Annotated in this window: 18 protein-coding genes; 8 read left to right on the top strand and 10 right to left on the bottom strand. The window is 55.0% G+C overall.

From position 1 onward, the window contains the following. The first annotated feature begins 120 nt into the window (after positions 1-120). Complete coding sequence (gene yqhD, locus ACWWFX_RS09205) at positions 121-1,284, top strand: alcohol dehydrogenase (RefSeq protein ID WP_456146473.1); 1,164 nt, start codon at positions 121-123, stop codon at positions 1,282-1,284. A 130-nt stretch (positions 1,285-1,414) separates the two neighbouring features. After that, on the top strand, positions 1,415-2,242 hold the full coding sequence (gene dkgA, locus ACWWFX_RS09200) for a 2,5-didehydrogluconate reductase DkgA (RefSeq protein ID WP_276223189.1): 828 nt from the start codon (positions 1,415-1,417) through the stop codon (positions 2,240-2,242). A 154-nt stretch (positions 2,243-2,396) separates the two neighbouring features. Here the strand turns inward: dkgA and ACWWFX_RS09195 are convergent, their stop codons facing one another. Next, on the bottom strand, positions 2,397-2,597 hold the full coding sequence (locus tag ACWWFX_RS09195; protein WP_473223642.1) for a hypothetical protein: 201 nt from the start codon (positions 2,595-2,597) through the stop codon (positions 2,397-2,399). A 48-nt stretch (positions 2,598-2,645) separates the two neighbouring features. Here ACWWFX_RS09195 and ACWWFX_RS09190 point away from each other — a divergent pair, with 48 nt between their 5' ends. Then, on the top strand, positions 2,646-4,100 hold the full coding sequence (locus tag ACWWFX_RS09190) for a DASS family sodium-coupled anion symporter (protein ID WP_473223640.1): 1,455 nt from the start codon (positions 2,646-2,648) through the stop codon (positions 4,098-4,100). A 77-nt stretch (positions 4,101-4,177) separates the two neighbouring features. Then, on the top strand, positions 4,178-4,642 hold the full coding sequence (locus ACWWFX_RS09185) for an HIT family protein (protein ID WP_473223639.1): 465 nt from the start codon (positions 4,178-4,180) through the stop codon (positions 4,640-4,642). Here ACWWFX_RS09185 and ACWWFX_RS09180 read toward each other — a convergent pair. The 6 genes from ACWWFX_RS09180 to ACWWFX_RS09155 form a co-directional block, all read right to left on the bottom strand. Beyond that, positions 4,639-6,858: a YgiQ family radical SAM protein gene (locus ACWWFX_RS09180; protein WP_456146474.1), complete on the bottom strand. Its 2,220-nt coding sequence runs from the start codon at positions 6,856-6,858 to the stop codon at positions 4,639-4,641. The genes ACWWFX_RS09185 and ACWWFX_RS09180 overlap by 4 nt on opposite strands. 181 nt (positions 6,859-7,039) lie before the next feature. Continuing rightward, entirely contained in the window at positions 7,040-8,452 is a 1,413-nt protein-coding gene (gene ftsP, locus ACWWFX_RS09175; RefSeq protein WP_108475111.1) for a cell division protein FtsP, read from the bottom strand. A 119-nt stretch (positions 8,453-8,571) separates the two neighbouring features. Then, positions 8,572-9,309 carry a 1-acylglycerol-3-phosphate O-acyltransferase gene (gene plsC / locus ACWWFX_RS09170; RefSeq protein ID WP_276223195.1) on the bottom strand — a complete coding sequence of 246 codons (738 nt, stop codon included), beginning with the start codon at positions 9,307-9,309 and terminating at the stop codon, positions 8,572-8,574. 257 nt (positions 9,310-9,566) lie between these two features. Next, positions 9,567-11,825 carry a DNA topoisomerase IV subunit A gene (gene parC / locus ACWWFX_RS09165; RefSeq protein WP_473223637.1) on the bottom strand — a complete coding sequence of 753 codons (2,259 nt, stop codon included), beginning with the start codon at positions 11,823-11,825 and terminating at the stop codon, positions 9,567-9,569. Positions 11,826-11,940: 115 nt separating this feature from the next. Then, a complete protein-coding gene (locus ACWWFX_RS09160) occupies positions 11,941-12,807 on the bottom strand; it encodes an AraC family transcriptional regulator (protein WP_473223636.1) in 867 nt (288 codons plus the stop codon). Positions 12,808-12,880: 73 nt separating this feature from the next. Continuing rightward, the gene (locus tag ACWWFX_RS09155; RefSeq protein WP_473223635.1) at positions 12,881-13,273 is read right to left on the bottom strand and encodes a YgiW/YdeI family stress tolerance OB fold protein; all 393 of its coding nucleotides are present in this window, start codon (positions 13,271-13,273) and stop codon (positions 12,881-12,883) included. A gap of 153 nt (positions 13,274-13,426) precedes the next feature. Here ACWWFX_RS09155 and qseB point away from each other — a divergent pair, with 153 nt between their 5' ends. The 4 genes from qseB to ACWWFX_RS09135 all read left to right on the top strand — a co-directional run bounded on the left by qseB (position 13,427) and on the right by ACWWFX_RS09135 (position 16,465). Continuing rightward, complete coding sequence (qseB, locus tag ACWWFX_RS09150; protein WP_276223199.1) at positions 13,427-14,086, top strand: quorum sensing response regulator transcription factor QseB; 660 nt, start codon at positions 13,427-13,429, stop codon at positions 14,084-14,086. Next, positions 14,083-15,432, top strand: a complete 1,350-nt coding sequence (gene qseC, locus ACWWFX_RS09145; RefSeq protein WP_473223634.1) for a quorum sensing histidine kinase QseC — start codon at positions 14,083-14,085, stop codon at positions 15,430-15,432. The genes qseB and qseC overlap by 4 nt, the downstream gene beginning before the upstream one ends. 106 nt (positions 15,433-15,538) lie before the next feature. After that, positions 15,539-16,120 carry an NAD(P)H-dependent oxidoreductase gene (locus tag ACWWFX_RS09140; protein WP_231826220.1) on the top strand — a complete coding sequence of 194 codons (582 nt, stop codon included), beginning with the start codon at positions 15,539-15,541 and terminating at the stop codon, positions 16,118-16,120. 30 nt (positions 16,121-16,150) lie between these two features. Then, the gene (locus ACWWFX_RS09135) at positions 16,151-16,465 is read left to right on the top strand and encodes a putative quinol monooxygenase (RefSeq protein WP_015962980.1); all 315 of its coding nucleotides are present in this window, start codon (positions 16,151-16,153) and stop codon (positions 16,463-16,465) included. Between the two features lie 95 nt (positions 16,466-16,560). On the opposite strand, the gene ACWWFX_RS09130 is transcribed toward ACWWFX_RS09135, so the two are convergent. The 3 genes from ACWWFX_RS09130 to ACWWFX_RS09120 all read right to left on the bottom strand — a co-directional run bounded on the left by ACWWFX_RS09130 (position 16,561) and on the right by ACWWFX_RS09120 (position 20,951). Further along, positions 16,561-17,751, bottom strand: coding sequence for a glycoside hydrolase family 88 protein (locus tag ACWWFX_RS09130; protein WP_276223202.1), 1,191 nt, complete (start codon positions 17,749-17,751; stop codon positions 16,561-16,563). Between the two features lie 31 nt (positions 17,752-17,782). Next, the gene (locus ACWWFX_RS09125; RefSeq protein WP_276223203.1) at positions 17,783-19,051 is read right to left on the bottom strand and encodes an oligosaccharide MFS transporter; all 1,269 of its coding nucleotides are present in this window, start codon (positions 19,049-19,051) and stop codon (positions 17,783-17,785) included. A gap of 61 nt (positions 19,052-19,112) precedes the next feature. After that, positions 19,113-20,951 (bottom strand): DUF2264 domain-containing protein, encoded by a 1,839-nt coding sequence (locus tag ACWWFX_RS09120; RefSeq protein ID WP_473223633.1) that lies wholly within the window; start codon positions 20,949-20,951, stop codon positions 19,113-19,115. Positions 20,952-20,968: the final 17 nt, after the last annotated feature.

Genomic DNA, 20,968 nt, shown 5'->3' with positions numbered 1-20,968 from the left:
TGGGCAAGACATAGGCAGGAATGTGCATTGAGAGGATCGCCCCCAAAGACCACAATAGTCGTCATCCGGTAGCCACGGTTGCTACCCACTTTTTCCATCCTCCGATGAAGGAAACGAGCAATGTTTAATTTTGATCTCCATACCCCAACCCGCATTCTTTTCGGTAAAGGCGTTATTGAAAATCTGCGTGCGCAAATTCCGGCAGATGCTCGCGTTCTGGTGACCTACGGTGGCGGCAGCGTGAAAAAAACCGGCGTACTGGACCAGGTGTTAACCGCGCTGAAAGGTCTGGACGTTCGCGAGTTTGGCGGCATTGAACCGAACCCGTCTTATGAAACGCTGATGAACGCGGTGAAAATTGCCCGCGACGAAAAAATCACTTTCCTGCTGGCCGTTGGCGGCGGTTCCGTGCTGGATGGCACCAAGTTCATCGCGGCGGCGGCGCATTACGATGCGTCTATCGACCCGTGGGAAATTCTGGAAACTTACGGCAGCAAGGTGAACAGCGCGATTCCAATGGGTTCCGTTCTTACCCTTCCTGCAACCGGTTCTGAATCCAATAAAGGTGCGGTTATTTCCCGGAAAACCACCGGTGACAAACGCGCATTTATGTCGCCGCACGTGCAGCCAGTCTTCGCAATTCTGGACCCGGTCTACACCTACACGCTGCCACCGCGTCAGGTCGCCAACGGCGTGGTTGATGCCTTCGTGCACACGGTAGAACAGTACGTGACCTACCCGGTAAACGGCAAAATTCAGGATCGCTTCGCGGAAGGTATTCTCCTGACGCTGGTTGAAGATGGCCCGAAAGCGCTGAAAGAACCTGAAAACTACGATGTTCGCGCCAATATTATGTGGGCGGCAACCCAGGCGTTAAACGGCCTGATTGGCGCAGGCGTGCCGCAGGACTGGGCAACCCACATGCTGGGTCACGAACTGACCGCCATGCACGGTCTTGACCACGCACAGACGCTGGCTATCGTGCTGCCGGCCCTGTGGAATGAAAAACGTGACACCAAACGCGCCAAACTGCTGCAATACGCAGAACGCGTCTGGAACATCACCGAAGGTTCCGATGATGCGCGTATCGACGCTGCCATCGCCGCCACCCGCAATTTCTTCGAGCAAATGGGCGTACCGACTCGCCTGTCCGACTACGGTCTGGACGGCAGCTCCATCCCCGCACTGCTGAATAAACTCGAAGAACACGGCATGACAAAACTGGGTGAAAATCAGGACATTACCCTCGAAGTAAGCCGTCGCATTTACGAAGCGGCACGTTAATCCCCACCCAAAGCCAGACCTAAGTCTTTAGCGTCTGGCTTTCGTTTTTGCATATTTCGACCAGAATTGATCTTACAAATCTTATCGGGCCCACTGTGCCGATAAGCAATAGAGAGAAAAGGAGAAATGCATGACACATCCAACCGTAATCAAACTCCAGGACGGCAACGTGATGCCGCAGCTGGGTCTCGGCGTGTGGAAAGCAAGCAACGAGGAGGTTGTCACCGCGATTCATAAAGCGCTGGAGGTCGGGTATCGCTCGATTGATACCGCCACCGCCTACAAGAACGAAGATGGCGTGGGCCAGGCGCTGAAAAGCGCAGGCGTTCCGCGCGAAGAGCTGTTTATCACCACCAAACTGTGGAACGACGATCAGAAACGCCCGGCCGAGGCGCTACAGGAAAGCCTCGATAAACTACAGCTGGATTATCTCGATCTCTACCTGATGCACTGGCCGGTTCCCGCCATCGACCACTACGTGGACGCGTGGAAAGGAATGATTGAGCTGCAAAAGCAAGGGCTGGTAAAAAGCATCGGCGTCTGCAACTTCCAGGTGAATCACCTGCAACGCATTATCGATGAAACCGGCGTCGCCCCGGTCATCAATCAGATTGAACTGCACCCGTTGATGCAGCAGCGCCAGCTACATGCGTGGAACGCGACGCACAAAATTCAAACCGAATCCTGGAGCCCGCTGGCTCAGGGCGGCGAAGGCGTATTCGATCAGAAAATCATTCGTGAACTGGCGGATAAATATGGCAAAACACCCGCGCAAATTGTGATTCGCTGGCACCTGGATAACGGCCTGGTCGTCATCCCGAAATCCGTCACGCCGGCGCGTATTGCTGCCAACTTCGACGTCTGGGATTTCCGCCTTGATAAAGACGAATTGGCCGAAATAGCCAAACTGGATAAAGGCAAACGTCTGGGACCCGATCCGGATCAATTCGGCGGCTAATGATTTTCGCCTGGTACGGTTATTCGTATCAGGCGTTTTTATTCTGCAATTCATTTTTACAATGAATAACACAACTCAATTTATTCTCCATATCTATATTATCAATATAATTCTAAACAATAAGTGCGCCATTATATAAAGTTATATCTTCTATTTACTGCCGACCGTCATTTTCTTTTTCAGGATCAAAGTTTTCTTCGTAAGACATTGCAAAATAAAGGTCACAGAGTTCAGTCTCGGCGCGACACTCTACGCTAACCGCTGAATTTCTCCGGCCTCCTGATGGTTTCAGGATAAAAATACCATCAGGATAACTGTATTTCTCAGACATCAATAGCGCGGTAATTTTTGGCAAAACATATACGCCATGAATTAATTCGCCTATAAAAACGAGTGTAATGTCGTGACGAAAAAAACAACCCAGGGAGTAAAATGGCTCCCACTCATTATTATCGTGCTTATCGCCGCCGGGCTTTGGCAACTGACGCCACCTTCCGGGCTCAGCGCGCCCGCCTGGCATTCTGCGATTATCTTTGTGGCAACCATTGCCTCTATTGTGGCAAAAGTCCTGCCGATTGGCGCGGTCGGGATCATCGGTATTACGGTTTTTGCCCTCGCCTATGCGGCGGGTGATAAAACCGCCAGCGGCGCTATCACCACGGCGCTGAGTGAACTGAACAGCTCATTGATCTGGCTTATCGTCGTCGCCTTTATGATTGCCCGTGGGTTTATCAAAACGGGCCTGGGTCGGCGCATCGCCCTGCAAATGATCCGCCTGCTGGGTAAACGCACGCTGGGGCTGGCGTATGGCCTTGCGTTTGCCGACCTGATTTTATCCCCCGCAATGCCGAGCAACACCGCGCGCTGCGGCGGCGTTATCTACCCCATCGCCGACTCGCTGGCGCGCAGTTTTGGCTCACGCCCGGAAGACGAGTCGCGGAGCAAAATCGGTACCTTCCTGATCACCTGTATTGGCAACGTCAATGACGTCACCGCCGCGCTGTTTATGACCGGCTACACCGGCAACCTGCTGGCGGTCAAACTGGCGGCTAACGCGGGCGTCACCCTGACCTGGGGGAGCTGGTTTATGGCGGCCCTGCTGCCGTGCGTGGTGTCGCTGATGATCGTTCCGCTGCTGGTTTACTGGCTGACCCGCCCGGAAATCAAGCACACACCGGATGCCCCGGAAATCGCCCGTAAAGAACTCGCCCAAATGGGCAACATGGCGCGTGGCGAGTGGCTGATGCTGGCGACCGTCGGCGTACTGCTGGTGCTGTGGATCTTCGGCGACAAACTGGGTGTGGATGCCACCACTGCGTCATTTGTCGGGCTCTCTATTCTGCTGCTGAGCGGCGTGCTGAGCTGGGAAGATGTGAAAAGTGAGAAAGGCGCATGGGATACGCTGATTTGGTTTGCCGCGCTGCTGATGATGGCCAACCAGCTGAAAAAACTGGGCTTTACCATGTGGTTCGGCAATCTGATTGGCGACAGCATTGGTAGCGCCATGCAGGGCACCAGTTGGGTTGTCGTACTGCTGCTACTGAACGCCGCCTACTTCTACACTCACTACTTCTTCGCCAGCGGCAACGCGCAAATTGCGGCGCTGTATGCTGTCTTCCTGGGCGTGGGCTTACATCTGAACATCCCGCCTGCGCCGATGGCGCTGATGCTGGCGTTCACCAGCAGCCTCTATTGCTCACTCACCCAGTACACCCATGCGCGCGGCCCGATTCTTTTCGGCGCGGGCTACGTACCAACCGGCGTCTGGTGGCGAACCGGATTTGCTATCAGCCTGTTTAACCAGGCGGTGTTTATCACCGTCGGCCTGGCGTGGTGGAAGATGTTGGGCTTTTACTAGCAGTATTTAGCTGTGATAAAACCGTTTTTTACGTCATTGTGAAAAACGGTTTTTTATTTCCCGAATGGAGACGAATCATGACCTGCATTTTCTGCCAAATCGTTGAGGGCAAAGCGCCCTGCCATAAAATCTGGGAAGATAAGCATCACCTGGCCTTCCTGTCGATTTTCCCCAATACAGAAGGCTTTACCGTCGTCATCCCGAAAAAACACTATCCGAGTTATGCCTTTGATATGCCGCCGCAGGCGCTGGCCGATTTAGTTCTGGCGACGCAGAAAGTGGCTAAATTGCTGGATAAATCCTTTGATGATGTGGGCCGCAGCGGAATGTTTTTTGAAGGTTTCGGCGTGGACCACGTGCACAGCAAACTCAGCCCGATGCACGGCACAGGCGACATGACGAAATGGCGGCCTATCGAATTTAAGCAGAAGAAGTATTTTGAACAGTATGAGGGCTATCTGTCTTCTCACGATCACGAGCGGGCGGATGATGAGAAGCTGGCCGCATTAGCGGCCAGAATCAGAGCGGAGCAGGATTCTTAACGCCCCGCTGTCGGTTTTGCGCGTTTTTTCGCAGCCGCATTAACCGGACGCGGCTGCGCGGCAGGCGCTTTCTTCGCACCCGCTGGCGTTTGGCGCTGGTGCGCCACCGGCGTGTGTTTAGTCAGCGCCGGGCGCGTGTTGCGGTTCTGGCGACGCGCTTCGCGCATCTCGTCGAGCGTCGGTGACGGCACCAGACAATCACGACGCGGGCCGATCAGATGCTTTTTACCCATTGCTTCCAGCGCCTGACGAATCATCGGCCAGTTTTTCGGATCATGATAACGCAGCAGCGCTTTATGCAGGCGGCGCTGTTTATCGCCTTTCGGCACCACCACTTCTTCACTCTTATAGCCAATTTTACCCAGCGGGTTCTTGCCGGTGTAATACATGGTGGTCGAGTTGGCCAGCGGTGACGGGTAGAAGTTCTGCACCTGGTCGAGGCGGAAACGGTGTTTCTTCAGCCACAGCGCCAGATTCACCATATCTTCATCACGCGTACCAGGGTGCGCGGAGATAAAGTACGGAATCAAATACTGTTCTTTCCCGGCCTGTTTCGAATAGGTGTCGAAAAGCTCTTTAAAGCGGTGATAGGTTCCCATCCCCGGCTTCATCATTTTCGACAACGGCCCCTCTTCCGTATGCTCCGGCGCAATCTTCAGATAGCCGCCCACGTGATGGGTTGCCAGCTCTTTGATATAGCGTGGATCTTCCACCGCGATGTCGTAACGCACACCGGAGGCGATGAGGATCTTCTTGATGCCTTTCAGATCGCGCGCGCGACGGTAAAGATTGATCGTCGGCTCATGGTTGGTATCCATGTGCGGGCAGATATCCGGGTAAACGCAGGAGAGACGGCGGCAGGTTTGCTCGGCGCGCGGGGATTTACAGCGCAGCATATACATGTTCGCCGTCGGCCCGCCGAGGTCGGAAATCACGCCGGTAAAGCCCGGCACCGTATCGCGAATGGCTTCGATCTCGTTGATGATCGAATCTTCCGAACGGCTCTGAATAATACGCCCTTCGTGCTCGGTGATAGAGCAGAAAGAGCAGCCGCCGAAGCAGCCGCGCATGATGTTGATCGAGAAGCGGATCATCTCATACGCCGGAATACGCGCATTGCCATACGCCGGATGCGGAACTCGCTGGTACGGCAGCGCAAACACGCTATCCATCTCTTCGGTAGAAAGCGGGATCGCTGGCGGGTTGACCCAGATATAGCGGTCGCCGTGCTTTTGCATCAGCGCGCGCGCGCAGCCTGGGTTGGTTTCATGGTGCAGAATACGCGAGGCGTGCGCATACAGCACTTTATCACTTTTCACTTTCTCAAAAGACGGCAGCAGCACGTAGGTTTTTTCCCACGGCTTCGGACGCGGCGGCTGAACGGTGACGGTTTTGACTTCCGCTTTTTGCGGTTCAACCGGCTTGTTGTCGGCACACGGCAAATCTTCGCCATACGGATGCGGAATCGGGTCGATTTTCCCAGGCGTATCTAAACGCGTGGAATCCACGCCAGCCCAGCCCGGCAGCGCTTCTTTGACGATAATCGCCGTGTTACGCACATCGCGGATCTGCGAAATCAGTTCACCCTGCGCCAGACGGTGCGCCACTTCCACCAGCGGACGCTCGCCGTTACCGAACATCAGCATATCGGCTTTGGAATCAACCAGCACCGAACGGCGCACGGTATCAGACCAGTAATCGTAATGCGCGGTACGACGCAGGCTGGCTTCGATGCCGCCCAGAATCACCGGCACATCTTTCCACGCTTCTTTGCAGCGCTGGGTATAAACCAGCGTCGCGCGATCCGGGCGTTTGCCACCGACGTTATCCGGCGTATAGGCATCGTCCTGACGCAGCTTACGGTCAGCCGTGTAGCGGTTGATCATCGAGTCCATGTTGCCAGCGGTCACGCCGAAAAAGAGGTTCGGCTTGCCCAGACGCATAAAGTCGTCTTTGCTGTTCCAGTCCGGCTGCGCGATGATGCCCACGCGAAAACCCTGCGCTTCCAGCATACGACCGCAAATCGCCATCCCAAAACTCGGATGATCAACGTACGCGTCGCCGGTAACCAAAATGATGTCGCAGCTATCCCAGCCAAGTTGATCCATCTCTTCACGGGACATTGGCAAAAACGGTGCCGGCCCAAAACAGGCGGCCCAATACTGCGGCCAGGAGAACAGGTCGCGATCCGGTTGGATCAGGGAGATAGAGCTCATTTTGCTTCCAAAAAGAAAAGTGGTAAAAAAATAATCAAAGGCCGGGGATTATACGCTGTATTCAGGGGGGAAATGAAGGAGATTATCGGCTGAACACGCCTGGATAACGTAAAGCCCAGCCTACTTTTTCAGAATACAACAGCGCCGGGCATTGCCCGGCGCTGATTCCCTGCATCCCGCGTTACGGTGCCGGGTTCACCAGAATTTGCCCAATCGAGCCGCGATCGGCCAGCTCCAGCGTTTGGCTGGAATACTGGAACGGGAAGTGCGGCCAGGACGGCTGGTTGTAGTAGACCAGCAGTTCAATTTGCCCATCCACCCACACGGTATCTTTCCAGCCTCTGTCTTCCGGGAACGGCATTGCGCCGTTAACGTTGCGGATCAGGAACATCACGCCTTCGATATGGAACGACTGCGGCTCATCCGCGCGTACCGTCCAGCGCTCCCAGGTTCCCTGTTGCGCGGTAATATCAATACGCTGCGGGTCCCACAGCTGGCCGTTGATGCCAGGATCATCGCCCAGCACGATATCGCGGCTACGCAGCGGCGTGCCGGTCATGATCTCGGTGGAGAGCAGACGCATCGGCAGGTTATCCGTCACCAGCGGCAACAGGCCGGTAGGTTTCAGAGTGAGCACCAACGTAGAGATCAAAATGCTCGACGGCTCAAAGAAGCCACGCAGGCGATCCATGATGCTTGCCGCTTCCCCACAGGTGATGGAGACTTCATCACCATTGGTCATATCGACCAGGATTTCACGTCGTTCACCCGGCGCGAGCGACAGCTGCTTGACCGAAACAGGCGCAGGCAGGAAGCCCTGGTCGCCGGAGATCACGTGCAGCGCGCGGCCATCGCTCATCTGCAACTGATAGCGGCGTGAGTTAGAGGCGTTCAGCAGGCGCAGACGCACCCATCCGCGTGACACTTCGACATACGGGCTTTGCGCGCCATTCACCAGCAGCGTGTCGCCAACGAAGCCACCGCTGCCAGGTTCGCTGTATTCCGGCGTGCCAAAGTTATCCAGCCGCTTGTCCTGAATAATTACCGGGAAGTCGTCCACGCCGTAGTGGTTTGGAATAGGTAAGGACTTACTTACTTCATCTTCAATCAGCCACATTCCGGCCAGGCCGTTGTAGACCTGCTGAGCCATATGGTTCGGCGTATTGGCCTGATACCAGAGCGTGGCGGCAGACTGGCGAATCGGCAGCACCGGCGCCCAGTCGGCGTTTGGCGACATCATGCGCGCCGCACCGCCAATCAGCGGGCCGGGAACCTGCAAACCGCGCACGGTCATGGCGACGTTTTCCGTCAGGCGGTTGCTGTAGATCAGTTTGACGTCATCACCGTTCCACACGCGGATGGTCGGACCGAGGTAGCGACCATTGATGCCCCAGACAGGCGCGCGCGTGCCCTGAGAGAAGGACCAGTGTGAACGTTGTAAGGTAAGAAAGAGAGGCTGTCCGCGACGCGATTCCACCAGCGGCGGTATCGGCAGCTCAGGCTGTTTCCCTGCGGCATTTGCCCTCAGCGGCACTGCCCCTGCGCAGAACGCAACGCCCGATGCCTGAATAAACTGACGCCGACTGAGTGACATATAAACTCCATGAAAACTGATCAATCAAAAAAGGGAATTCGTTTCCCGTAAGCCAGCACCGCGTTTTATGTTTGCCGCCGTGCTTTATTCGCCCGGCGGCGAGTGAGCCTGACCCGGTTTTATAGTTTTCCGTCAGACTCGCGCTGGGCGACTTCTTTATCTAATTCTTCAATCTTCGCCTGCATAACTTCACGGCAGTGTTTGGAAAGTTCGCGTACCTGGTCTTTACCCCATTTGCTGGTATCGATCGGCGGCAGCATTTCAACAATCACCAGCCCGTTGTTCAGGCGGTTAAGGTTAATCTTATCCGATGTATTGGAAACGCACACGGGAATAATCGGTACACCCGCCGCAATGGCGGCGTGAAACGCGCCGGTTTTAAACGGTAACAGGCCACGACCACGGCTACGCGTTCCTTCCGGGAACATCCAGAAAGAGATTTTGCGGTTGTTGAAGTGTTTCACCACTTCGGCGATGGTGCTGTGCGCTTTCGCACGATTATTACGGTCAATCAGCAGGTTACCGGTGAGCCAGTAAAGCTGACCAAAGAATGGGATCCACACCAGGCTTTTTTTGCCCACGGTGACAGTCGGCGGCTGCACAATATTTGCCGCAGTAACCATGTCGTAGTTGTTCTGGTGGTTCGCAATGTAGATAGCATTCCCGTAGCTTGCGGCATCCGCAGGCAGGCGGGTTTCAACTTTCAGACCAAACAGCGGGGCCATACGGCCAAACATATGGCCAAAAGTGGCAACGTGTTTTGGATTACGCGGACTAAACAGGCAATAGATACAGCCAAACACGCATACCAGGATGCAATAAATGACCACGATGATGACACGAAAAATAAATAGCATAGCTACCTCTGAAGCCCTGACCGCTTAGAGTTATATATTGGTCAGGATTTGTGACTCGCAAACCCTCGTAAGGGCTATTCTTAATCGCAACGGCGTAATTAACAACGTTTTTACAGGAAAATGTGTACGTTGTCGCCTTAAGCCCCCTCACCCCGGCCCTCTCCCACAGGGAGAGGGTGAAAACCAACGCAGTTCTTAATGTCAGGCACATTCAGCCCCCTCTCCCTAAGGGAGAGGGTTAGGGTGAGGGGTAAGCTTTACTCCTCGCTCTCTCCCGCGCTCTGACGCAACGGAGAGTCGATATCGATACGGTCGATTTTCTGCAACCCACGCATCAGCGTACCGCGACGGCCACGTTCGCCCGTCACTTTTTGCAGCTCTTCCGGACGCAGTTTGATTTTGCGTTTCCCGACGTGCACGGTCAGCGTGGTCTGTGGCGGCAGCAGGTAAAGGTGCGCCAGACTATCTTCCCCTTTCGCCGCTTCCGCTGACGGGATGTTGATAATCTTGTTGCCCTTGCCTTTCGACAACTGCGGCAGGTCGCTTACCGGGAACATCAGCATGCGACCCGCGCTGGTGATCGCCAGCAGCATGTCAGACTCATCTTCTACCACTACCGGCGGCAGAACGTGTGCGTTTTCCGGCAGCGAGATCATCGCTTTACCCGCGCGGTTACGCGCAACGAGATCGTTGAACGTACACAGGAAACCGTAGCCCGCGTCGGAGGCCATCAGCAGTTTCCGATCGTCACTCTCCATCAGCATATGCTCAACGGTCGCGCCCGGCGGGAGCGTCAGCTTACCGGTCAACGGTTCGCCCTGACCGCGCGCCGACGGCAGCGTGATAGGGTCGATGGCATAGCTGCGTCCGGTCGTATCAACAAATACCACCGGCTGATTGCTCTTGCCTTTCACCGACGCTTTCCAGCTGTCGCCCGCTTTATAACTCAGCCCCTGCGCGTCGATGTCGTGACCTTTGGCGCTACGCACCCAGCCCATCTGCGACAACACAATGGTCACCGGCTCAGACGGCAGCATGTCATGCTCGCTCATCGCCTTCGCTTCATCACGCTCGTGCAGCGGAGAACGACGATCGTCACCGAAGGTATCGGCATCCGCCTGAAGTTCTTTCTTCAGCAGGTTATTCATTTTGCGTTCGGACGCGAGAATCGCCTGCAGCTGATCGCGTTCTTTCGCCAAATCGTTTTGCTCACCACGAATCTTCACTTCTTCCAGCTTCGCGAGGTGGCGCAATTTCAGTTCAAGGATGGCTTCCGCCTGCGTTTCGCTAATGCCGAAGCGCGACATCAGCGCCGGTTTCGGCTCATCCTCGGTGCGAATGATCTCGATCACTTCGTCGATATTGAGAAACGCCACCAGCAAACCTTCGAGGATATGCAGGCGTTTAAGGACTTTCTCCAGACGATAATTCAGGCGACGACGCACGGTGTCGCGACGGAACGCCAGCCATTCGGTGAGGATCTCCAGCAGGTTTTTCACCGCCGGGCGACCGTCCAGGCCTATCATGTTCAGGTTGATGCGATAGCTTTTTTCCAGGTCCGTAGTGGCGAAGAGGTGATTCATCACCGGCTCCATATCCACACGGTTGGAACGCGGCACAATCACCAGACGCGTCGGGTTTTCGTGGTCCGACTCATCGCGCAGGTCATCGACCATCGGCAGCTTTTTGTTGCGCATCTGGGCGGCGATTTGCTCCAGCACTTTCGCGCCGGAAACCTGATGCGGCAGCGCAGTGATCACCACCGCGCCATCTTCTTTATTCCAGACCGCGCGCATACGCACCGAGCCGCGCCCGTTCTGGTAAATTTTGCGGATTTCCGCGCGGGGTGTGATGATTTCCGCTTCGGTCGGATAGTCCGGCCCCTGCACGATATCAAGCACTTCATCCAGCGTGGTTTTCGGCTGTTCAATCAGTTTGATGGCGGCGTTAGCGACTTCGCGCAGGTTGTGCGGCGGAATATCCGTCGCCATACCCACCGCAATGCCGGTGGTGCCGTTCAGCAGAATATTCGGCAGACGCGCAGGCAGCATTTTCGGCTCCTGCATCGTACCGTCAAAGTTCGGTACCCAGTCCGCCGTGCCTTGTCCCAGTTCACCCAGCAGCAGCTCGGCATACTTCGACAGACGCGATTCGGTATAACGCATTGCCGCGAACGATTTCGGATCGTCAGGCGCACCCCAGTTCCCCTGTCCATCGACCAGCGGGTAACGATAAGAGAATGGCTGCGCCATCAGCACCATCGCTTCATAGCAGGCGCTGTCGCCGTGCGGGTGATATTTACCTAACACGTCACCGACGGTACGCGCCGATTTTTTGAATTTGGCGCTGGCGTTCAGGCCCAGCTCAGACATCGCATAGACGATGCGGCGCTGCACCGGCTTCAGACCATCACCAATAAACGGCAACGCGCGATCCATGATGACGTACATGGAGTAGTTTAAGTAGGCGTTTTCCGTGAATTCATGTAGCGCAAGGCGCTCTGCCATATCGCTCATTAATGGGGGTTCCTCAAATCTGCATGCTGACCGTTCGGACGGCAATATTGCCGCAGATAATACCCTATCTCACGGGCTGAGTCACAAGTCCGTGAGTTGAGGCGAGGAAGGCGGTTTATTGCAGTGGCAGGTAAATATCCGTTTGCAGTTCGTGCTCGGCAACTTCATTGACAAAATTGTGATACTGGAAAAAGACCGGGAAATCGCGCGGGGTTTCACCGCTGCCAGGCAGCCAGTCGCGGAACAGGTACCAGACGCTTTCGCCGACCGTATCCAGCGAGCCGTGATGGCGCACTACCGCGCAGCGTCCGGCGGGAATTTCGCTGTTAATGACGCCGTGGGCGTTTTCAGGCACAGGCGCGTTGACGCTGCCGCAAATATCAAATCGGAATGCCTCCGGCGCCGTCGTTTGCGGGTCGTCCCAGGCGATGCCAAAGGTAGCGCTTTGCGCGACCGGCGACAGGCCCGTTTCTTTGCGCCATAAAATAAACTTCGCGGCGCTGTAGTTCACTAATTCCGGATTACCGCGATGTTGCAGTAACGCAACCGGTGTACGGGGAAAATCGACAAGGGTGACATCCATATTTTTTTGCCCTTTTATGTTCATCATTGGCATGCGCTGGTGCCAGACACGCCAGTCCGGCAGTTGCCGAAACTGTCGCGGGCTTTGACCAAACGCGGTCTTGAAAGCTCGAGTGAATGACTCCGGGTTCTGAAACCCCGCATCCAACGCAATATCGATAACCTTATCCTGTGGATTAAACGCCAGCCGCCACGATGCGCGGCGCAGGCGCAACCACTGGATGTAGCGGTAGAGCGGTATTCCGACCCAGGCGGTAAACTGCCGGTGGAAATGGAAAGGCGAACAGTGCGCCATCTGGCTTAATGACTCTAACGAGAGAGGCGTATCCAGATGGCGCTCGATATAGTCACACACTCGCCGTAAGCGAGCCGAATATTGCGTTTTTAACCGGTCATTCATCACGGCCTCCGTGCCAACAATAGTGCCGGGGTTACGTCGTGAGATCCTGACCGATCTTGCGCATTCTTCCCGATTACGGTTTCAGTTTCTGAATCTGTTTGACGTCGATTTCAACCGAGTTCCAGTCTTTATCCACTTCACCGCGAATTTCCACTTTATCCTGCGGGGTGACGGTCAGACCGTTCCAGCGTTTGTCGTCGATATCCACGTTGATGGTGCCGGTCTCATCTTTAAAGGTATAGAGATCGTCAGAGATACGCTCAACGATAGTCCCTTTCAGCGTAACCCAGGTGTCATCGCGCAGGGTTTTCGCATTGGCAACGGTGGTTACAGTTCCATCCGGGCCAACGAAGCCGCCGCTTTGTGTTGACGTTGAATTTGGGCCAGAAAAACCGCTCTGAGTGTTAGCCAGAACCGGGGTAGCGATCAGCGCCAGGACGGCGGCCATTGCAGCAAGTTTCTTCATGATATTTTCTCCCTTAAATTTCATTACGAAAGCCATTTAACAGGATAATGCTTAACGACTTCTTAAGGTAAAAATATTCTTTTTTTTACTGTACAGCGCAGGTCTGATAAGGGTTTACTGGCTTTATTCAGGCAGAGTGGCAAGGAGCGCGAGATGCGAATTTTACTGGTAGAAGATGACAAACTGATTGGCGACGGGCTAAAAACCGGCCTTGGCAAAATGGGCTTTACCATCGACTGGTTTACCCGGGGCGAAGAAGGGAAAATTGCCCTCGACAGCGCGCCGTATGACGCCGTCATCCTTGATCTCACCCTGCCCGGCATCGATGGGCTGGATATTCTGCGCAGCTGGCGAGAAAAATCGCATCATGAGCCAGTTCTGATCCTCACCGCGCGCGACGCGCTCAGCCAGCGCGTTGAAGGGCTTCGCCTGGGGGCGGACGACTACTTATGTAAGCCCTTTGCGCTGATTGAAGTCGCCGCCAGGCTGGAGGCCTTAATCCGTCGCGCACACGGGCAGCCCAGCAATGAACTGCGCCACGGCGCGGTGACGCTCGATCCCGGTAAACTGACCGCTACGCTCAACGGCGAACCGCTTCCTCTTAAACCGAAAGAGTTTGCTCTGCTGGAGTTGCTGCTGCGCAACAGCGGGCGCGTTCTGCCGCGCAAGCTTATTGAAGAAAAACTCTACAGCTGGGATGACGACGTCACCAGCAACGCCGTGGAAGTACACGTGCATCATCTGCGCCGCAAACTGGGCAGCGAGTTTATCCGCACCGTACACGGCATCGGTTATACGCTGGGGGCGCAGTGAAACTGTTTCCCCGCCTCAGTCTGCGCGTTCGCCTGACGCTGCTGTTTATGCTGCTTTCCGCCGCCGCATGGCTCTGCGCCAGCCTGGTGGCCTGGCATCAAACCACCAATAAACTGGATAAGCTCTTCGATACCCAGCAAATGCTGTTTGCCAAGCGCATCAGCGCGATGGATTTTACCGACGTTCGCAGCTCGCGGCAGTTTATCCGCGCGCCGAAAAAGGTCAAACACGGGCATCTTGATGAAGATGTGCTGGCTTTCGCGGTGTACGCGATCGACGGCAGAATGGTGATGCACGATGGCGAAAACGGCCCGTTCATCCCTTATAGCTATCGCCGGGAAGGGTTTGACGACGGCAACTTGATCAATGATGACGATCGCTGGCGTTTTCTGTGGCTGACCACCGCCGATAAAAAATACCGCATCGTGGTCGGCCAGGAGTGGGAATATCGCGAAGAGATGGCGCTGGACATCATCACGTCGCAGCTTACACCGTGGTTGGTGGCGCTGCCGGTAATGTTTTTACTGTTGATTCTGCTGCTCAGCAGCGAACTACGGCCGCTGAAAAAATTAACGCTCACCCTACGTCGCCGTTCGCCGGAAGACGATACGCCACTCAACACCAAAGGCGTACCGAACGAGGTGCGCCCGCTGGTTGACGCCCTTAATCACCTCTTCCATCAAACCCATGAAATGATGAACCGCGAGCGACGTTTTACCTCCGACGCCGCCCATGAACTGCGTAGCCCGTTAACCGCGCTGAAAGTGCAGACCGAAGTGGCGCAGCTCTCACAGGATGATGCCGACGCGCGCGCGAAAGCCTTGTCACAGCTGCATGAAGGGATCGACCGCGCCACCCGCCTGGTGGAACAGCTGCTCACCCTCTCCCGCCTCGATTCGCTGGATAATCTGGCAGATGTACAGACGGTCCAGCTGGAAGAGTTGCTGCAATCTGCGGTGATGGATATTTATCACAGCGCCCAGCGCGCCGGAATCGAAGTGCGCCTGCACCTCAACGACATCAGCATTGCCCGCACCGCGCAGCCGCTGCTGCTCAGCCTGCTGGTGCGTAATTTGCTGGATAACGCCGTGCGCTACAGTCCATCAGGCAGCGTTATCGACGTGACCCTGGAACAGGACAGTTTTACCGTGCGCGATAACGGGCCAGGCGTCTCACCGGAAGCGCTGGCGCGAATGGGCGAGCGTTTTTATCGCCCACCAGGGCAAGAGCAAACGGGCAGCGGGCTGGGGTTATCAATTGTGCGGCGCATTGCGTCTCTTCACGGTATGACGGTGAATTTCGGCAATATTCCTGAAGGCGGATTTGAAGCACGGGTACGCTGGTAATTAGATTATTGCTCATACAGCAAAAGACTTTGTACATTTTGCTCATATTCACGCTTCGTCAGGAGGGGTATTATAACCGCCAAACGCTTTTCACCGAGGACAAAAAATGAGCAACATATTGATTATTAACGGCGGAAAAAAATTTGGCCACTCTAACGGCCAGCTGAACGACACCATGACCGAGGTCGCGGAAAGCTTCCTGCGCGACGCCGGACATGATGTTAAAGTTGTGCGCGCCGACAGCGATTACGACGTGAAAGCCGAAGTACAAAACTTCCTGTGGGCCGATTCCGTTATCTGGCAGATGCCGGGCTGGTGGATGGGCGCACCGTGGACCGTGAAAAAATATATCGATGATGTGTTCACCGAAGGTCACGGCGCACTGTATGCCAGCGATGGTCGTACCCGTTCCGATGCCAGCAAAAAATATGGCTCCGGCGGCCTGATTCAGGGCAAAACCTATATGCTTTCCCTGACCTGGAACGCGCCAATGGAAGCATTCACCGATAAAGAACAGTTCTTCCACGGTGTGGGCGTAGACGGTGTTTACCTGCCGTTCCACAAAGCCAACCAGTTCCTTGGTATGGAAGCGCTGCCGACCTTTATCGCCAACGACGTCATCAAAATGCCTGACGTTCCGCGTTATATTGCAGAATACCGCGAGCATCTTGGTAAAATTTTTGCTTAACTGGGAAGCTGGATTAAGAAGGAGTTTACTATGTTGACAGTTATTGCAGAGATTCGTACTCGTCCGGGCCAACACCACCGTCAGGCGGTTCTGGATCAGTTTGCGAAAATCATCCCGACCGTTTTGCAGGAAGAAGGCTGCCACGGCTACGCGCCAATGGTTGACCATGCTGCGGGCGTGAGCTTCCAGACCACGTCTCCAGACTCTATCGTGATGATTGAGCAGTGGGAAAGCATCGCGCATCTTGAAGCGCATCTGCAAACGCCGCACATGAAAGCCTACAGCGAAGCGGTGAAAAACGACGTGCTGGATATGTCTATTCGTATCCTGGAAGCGGGCGTTTAAGCTTTAGTCTGGATGTTGTGCCGGGTGGCGATTACGCTTACCCGGCCTACAAAGGATTGCCAGCCCGGGAAACGTACGCGCCACCGGGCAATCACTCACCAGTACAATTTCCAGCTCTGCGTCATGCGCATCAGCGCTTCCACGTAGAAATAATCCCCCCAGCTACTGCACTCATCCACGCCTTTATTTCCGGCTAAATGGTAGACCGAGTGTTTCAGCAGGCCATTACCCGGCTCATCTAACCCTGTCAGATAATGCTTCGTCAGCGACGACATCATCCCTATCGCCCATTGCTGATAACGCGCGCGATCCGGATCGGTGACCGGCAGAGATTTCACCAGCTCCAGCAGACCACAAACCGCAATCGCCGCCGAAGAGGAATCACGTAATGCGTCGGTGCCCTGCAATGCCAGATCCCAGTGACATACCGCATCCTCCGGCAGACGATTAAGAAAGTAGTTCGCCAGCTTTTTCGACAGGCTAATCAGTTGCTTGTCGCCGGTGTAGAGGTAACTCAGCATAAAACCGTAGATGCCCCACGCCTGCCCACGCGACCAGCAGGAGTCATCCGCATAGCCCTGCTGCGTATTGCCAAAGCGTGGTGCCCCGGTCTGCACATCCATATAGTAGGTGTGATAGGTCGATGCGTCGTCGCGCACCAGATACTTCGCCGACTGGCGCACATGCGCTTTTGCCGCCTCGGCAAAACGCGGGTCGCCGGTTTGTTCACTGGCCCAGTACAGCAGCGGCAGATTCATGGTGCAGTCAATGATCATGCGACCGGCCTGCGCGGGATCGTTAAGATCGCCCCATGCCTGGATGATCTCCGCTTTACGATGGAACCGCTCCAGCAGCGCTTCGGCGGCCAGCAGGGAGAAACCACGTGCATCGCGATTGCCCGTCAGACGCCAGGCGGCAACGCAGGAGAGCGTATACAAAAAACCGAGGTCGTGCGTGTTGGTATCGTGTCGCCCGGCAATGCGCAGGCCAAACGAGCGCACATGCTTTTCCGCCAACGCGCGGAAAGCCTCATCACCGCTCATCTCCCAGGCAAGCCACAATTGGCCCGTCCAGAAACTGGTGGTCCATTCGACGTTTTCCGTCAGCGGATAAACCCCTTTTTCACAGGTCTCCGCCGGAAATTTTTCGCCAAACTCCGCCATATGGCGGCGAATCAGCGTCAGAACGTGCTGTCGTGCAGCACCCATCTCATCGTTAAACGCGTCCATATTTACCGGCGCGCCCGGGAATTCTGGTAATGTTTCCTCAATGACGGAATTGTGCATTTTCGTGTCCTTATTACTCTTCGGTTCAGGATTATTTAGCCGCATTGTTTTCAGCCACATTTAGCGCCGCAGGGCGGTTACGTTGGGTACGACAGGCGGATAAGGTAAATGCCGAGATAACAGTAAACAGCAGGGCGATTGAGCCCATCAGGATGTACGTTTTTTCAAAACCAATGCGGTCATAAAGAATGCCCGCAGGCGAGGAGACCACGACATTACCGACATATAACATCGCCTGGTAACCCAGCAGATACATGGTCGCATTGACGCGTTTATCGAAATGTTCGGCGATATATTTAAATACCGATACCAGCAGCAAACAGATTTCCAGACCATACAGCGGCTTCAGTACGGAAATAAGCAGATGCGAATCACACAGACCGGAAATAATCAGACGCGCGCCAACCACGGCACCGACGATTAACAACCCGCGTTTGGCACCGATATAATTCACCACAAGCGGAATAAACATATACATCACGAATTCAATGCCGGACTGTACGGTACCAAGATAGCCAAACAGCGCATTGCCCTGATGAACATCCTCGAAGAAGGTGACGAAATAGCGCGAGAACTGCTGCTCGGCGATAAACATCATCCATGCCACGCCCGCGACATACATGCAGAAGGCCCAGAATTTACCGCTTCGCAGCAGCGCGTAGACGTCGGCCGGGGCGATTTTCTCCTTCGTTAGCACTTCGCTTGCATAAACGGAGTTAGTGTTCACTTTCAGGCTGATAAGTACCACCAGCATGATAATCGACGCCACGCTGCCCATAATGAAGTTATAGGCGGGCGAGAGGTTAAACAGCAGGCCCGAGAAAGAGGACGCCACTGCCCAGCCGAGCGACCCCCACATACGGATCTGGCCGAACTCCATGCCGTTTAAGCGACTGTAACGGTCTGCATACGATTCACAGGCTGCCACGCCCGCATACCACGCAAAGCTCAGGTAAATCGCGCCGACGATAATCCCCAGCATGGTGTGCGACAGCAGCAGCGGCTGATAGACATAAATAAAAAATGGTGCCATCAGAGCAGAGACCGCAACGACAAAATAGAGCAGGCATTTACTCATGCCTATTTTATCGAGAATATAACCGTAAATCGGTTTTAGGATAACGGCAAAGATGCCATTTACCGCAAAAACAGTACCGATCACCGTGCCGCTTAAATTAGCTTTTTGCCCTAACCAGATAGCAAATAAACCAATACTGGCGGACCAGGTAAAAAAGTAGAGAAAAATAAAGGTACTTATTTTGTAATATTCAAGCCTGTTTTGAGACGATAACTTTTCCATACCATCCTCGACGAAAGCATGTAGGATCAACAGAGAGTATTCCGGGCCTGCGCCCGGAAAATTAAAAACTCAGAGCAGCATATTGTTTGTCTGATTCACCAATAACTCTGAGCGTATTCTTTTCAATAACCAGCCGTGGCGGCTGTTGATATTTTTTCGTCACGTCGCCGCTGGCAGCCACCGCGCAGCAGAGCCAATGTTCACCCGGCGTCAGGTCGGCGGTGAGTAACGGAATCGACGCACATTCGGCGAACATCACGCTGCTGTTGGGCGGCGTCACGACCGCATCACCCTGCCGTGTAAGCGTTGGTGAGAGATCGGCAATCACGCTGACACCATTGCGCGCGGTAATCTGACACCGGCCTTCACCCTGCTGCGCATCGGCCTTCATCACCGCGAAACCGCCCTCGGCACTTTGCAAATGTCGCGCGGTATCCAGACGATGTACGCGTACGTGCCACTCGCCTGCCGGAATAAGCCAGGTGGTGACGTGTACGTCTTGCCAGGGCGACCAGCGTGAAACAATCGCATTCTCCTGCACTTCAACGCATTCGCATTCCCGACGCCCGCGCCAGTGGTTATCGTTCTCGGCAAGCAGCAGCATGGAGTCGCTGGCCGCATGTTTGATGCCGTAACGCCCGCGTTCGATGGTGAAACCAAAACGGCTGGAGTAGGCAAATTTGGTGTACTTGGCGTCGGTGTTCACATAGTTGTTCAGCTCCAGCTGGCCGGAGGTGAGCATCACAACATGTTGCGAATGTTCGCTGTGCTGCAAAACCTGCTGCGCAGGCGCAATAACGTGAACATCCTCCAGCGCGGGCAGCGGCAGTTCTTGCGCCTGCCAGAATGGGTGATCCGCCGGCAGCGCCAGAATCAAAAAGACCTTCAGCGCCCAGTATGGCGAGCCCGGCGCGTTGTAGTCCTCGCACATCGCCAGATTCGGATAGGCGAAACCAAGGGTCAGAATGCCGTCGCGATCGAAAATCGGTTTTTCCAGCCACCAGCGCAGATGACGCAAAATGATGCCCTTCACCACGCCCGGTGAGAAGACATCCAGCCCGGCGAATGCCACGCCGCTCCAGAAGGCAACCATCGCAAAACGATAGGTCAGGCTGCGCCCAAAGGGCACGGAAGCGCCATCGGCGGCACTGAGATAGATAAAGTCGCGGGCAAACAGCGTGGCGCGTTCGCGGATGGTCGCCGCGCGCTGCGGATCGTCGCTGCCGTTCAGAGTCGCGTAGATCAAGCCATAAAAATGAAAGGCCATTGAGATGTAATAATCTTTGGGCCGCCCCGGACCATCGGAATACCAGCCATCACCCAAATAGTAGGCTTCCATCATTGCGAAGCGTTTATCGATGGCCAGACGATCGTAAGGCAGACCGGCACGTTTAAAGCCCAGTTGTACCATGATGGCAAAGTAGTTCCAGTTACTGTCCGGCATTTGTGAATCGGTGATTTGATCCAGCCAGCGGTGCAGATTATTCAGCTCAGCGGCGCTGAAATGATCGGTGAAGCGGCCCGGTAACAGCGCCAGCCCAAGGCCATAGGCCGCCATCTCGACCAGACGCTGATCGTACGGGCCCGTTTCGCCCCAATACCCTGGGCTGTGTGGATCGGTGCCTGTCTTGATGGCGGTGAAATATTTGTCGCTGAAGGGTACCTCTGCCCCGCCCGCCAGCAACGGGAACAGGCCCCACAGCGCGCGTGACAGCCCTTCCATTTCGGCAATCTCCACACTGTAATGCGCGCAGGTATCGCCCAACGAGAATTGCGCCGCACCGGCGGGAAACTGTTTATCCAGCGCACTCAACATGCTTGTGAGCGCGGTCACCACCTCTTCACGTGAAGACAATGAATTTGATTTTTCCATCACCGCCAGAACCCTCTGCTTAGCCATCCTCGAAAGTGGCTCAA

Source organism: Pseudocitrobacter sp. 2023LY-00077 (assembly GCF_055796175.1).
This window is presented reverse-complemented; position numbering and strand designations above follow the sequence as displayed.

Excerpts from the sequence above, each read along its gene's own strand:
- yqhD (WP_456146473.1), top strand. The coding sequence starts at position 121 with ATGTTTAATTTTGATCTCCATACCCCAACCCGCATTCTTTTCGGTAAA.
- dkgA (WP_276223189.1), top strand. The coding sequence starts at position 1,415 with ATGACACATCCAACCGTAATCAAACTCCAGGACGGCAACGTGATGCCG.
- ACWWFX_RS09185 (WP_473223639.1), top strand. The coding sequence starts at position 4,178 with ATGACCTGCATTTTCTGCCAAATCGTTGAGGGCAAAGCGCCCTGCCAT.
- ACWWFX_RS09180 (WP_456146474.1), bottom strand. The coding sequence starts at position 6,858 with ATGAGCTCTATCTCCCTGATCCAACCGGATCGCGACCTGTTCTCCTGG.
- ftsP (WP_108475111.1), bottom strand. The coding sequence starts at position 8,452 with ATGTCACTCAGTCGGCGTCAGTTTATTCAGGCATCGGGCGTTGCGTTC.
- plsC (WP_276223195.1), bottom strand. The coding sequence starts at position 9,309 with ATGCTATTTATTTTTCGTGTCATCATCGTGGTCATTTATTGCATCCTG.
- parC (WP_473223637.1), bottom strand. The coding sequence starts at position 11,825 with ATGAGCGATATGGCAGAGCGCCTTGCGCTACATGAATTCACGGAAAAC.
- ACWWFX_RS09160 (WP_473223636.1), bottom strand. The coding sequence starts at position 12,807 with ATGAATGACCGGTTAAAAACGCAATATTCGGCTCGCTTACGGCGAGTG.
- ACWWFX_RS09155 (WP_473223635.1), bottom strand. The coding sequence starts at position 13,273 with ATGAAGAAACTTGCTGCAATGGCCGCCGTCCTGGCGCTGATCGCTACC.
- qseB (WP_276223199.1), top strand. The coding sequence starts at position 13,427 with ATGCGAATTTTACTGGTAGAAGATGACAAACTGATTGGCGACGGGCTA.
- ACWWFX_RS09140 (WP_231826220.1), top strand. The coding sequence starts at position 15,539 with ATGAGCAACATATTGATTATTAACGGCGGAAAAAAATTTGGCCACTCT.
- ACWWFX_RS09135 (WP_015962980.1), top strand. The coding sequence starts at position 16,151 with ATGTTGACAGTTATTGCAGAGATTCGTACTCGTCCGGGCCAACACCAC.
- ACWWFX_RS09130 (WP_276223202.1), bottom strand. The coding sequence starts at position 17,751 with ATGCACAATTCCGTCATTGAGGAAACATTACCAGAATTCCCGGGCGCG.
- ACWWFX_RS09125 (WP_276223203.1), bottom strand. The coding sequence starts at position 19,051 with ATGGAAAAGTTATCGTCTCAAAACAGGCTTGAATATTACAAAATAAGT.
- ACWWFX_RS09120 (WP_473223633.1), bottom strand. The coding sequence starts at position 20,951 with ATGGCTAAGCAGAGGGTTCTGGCGGTGATGGAAAAATCAAATTCATTG.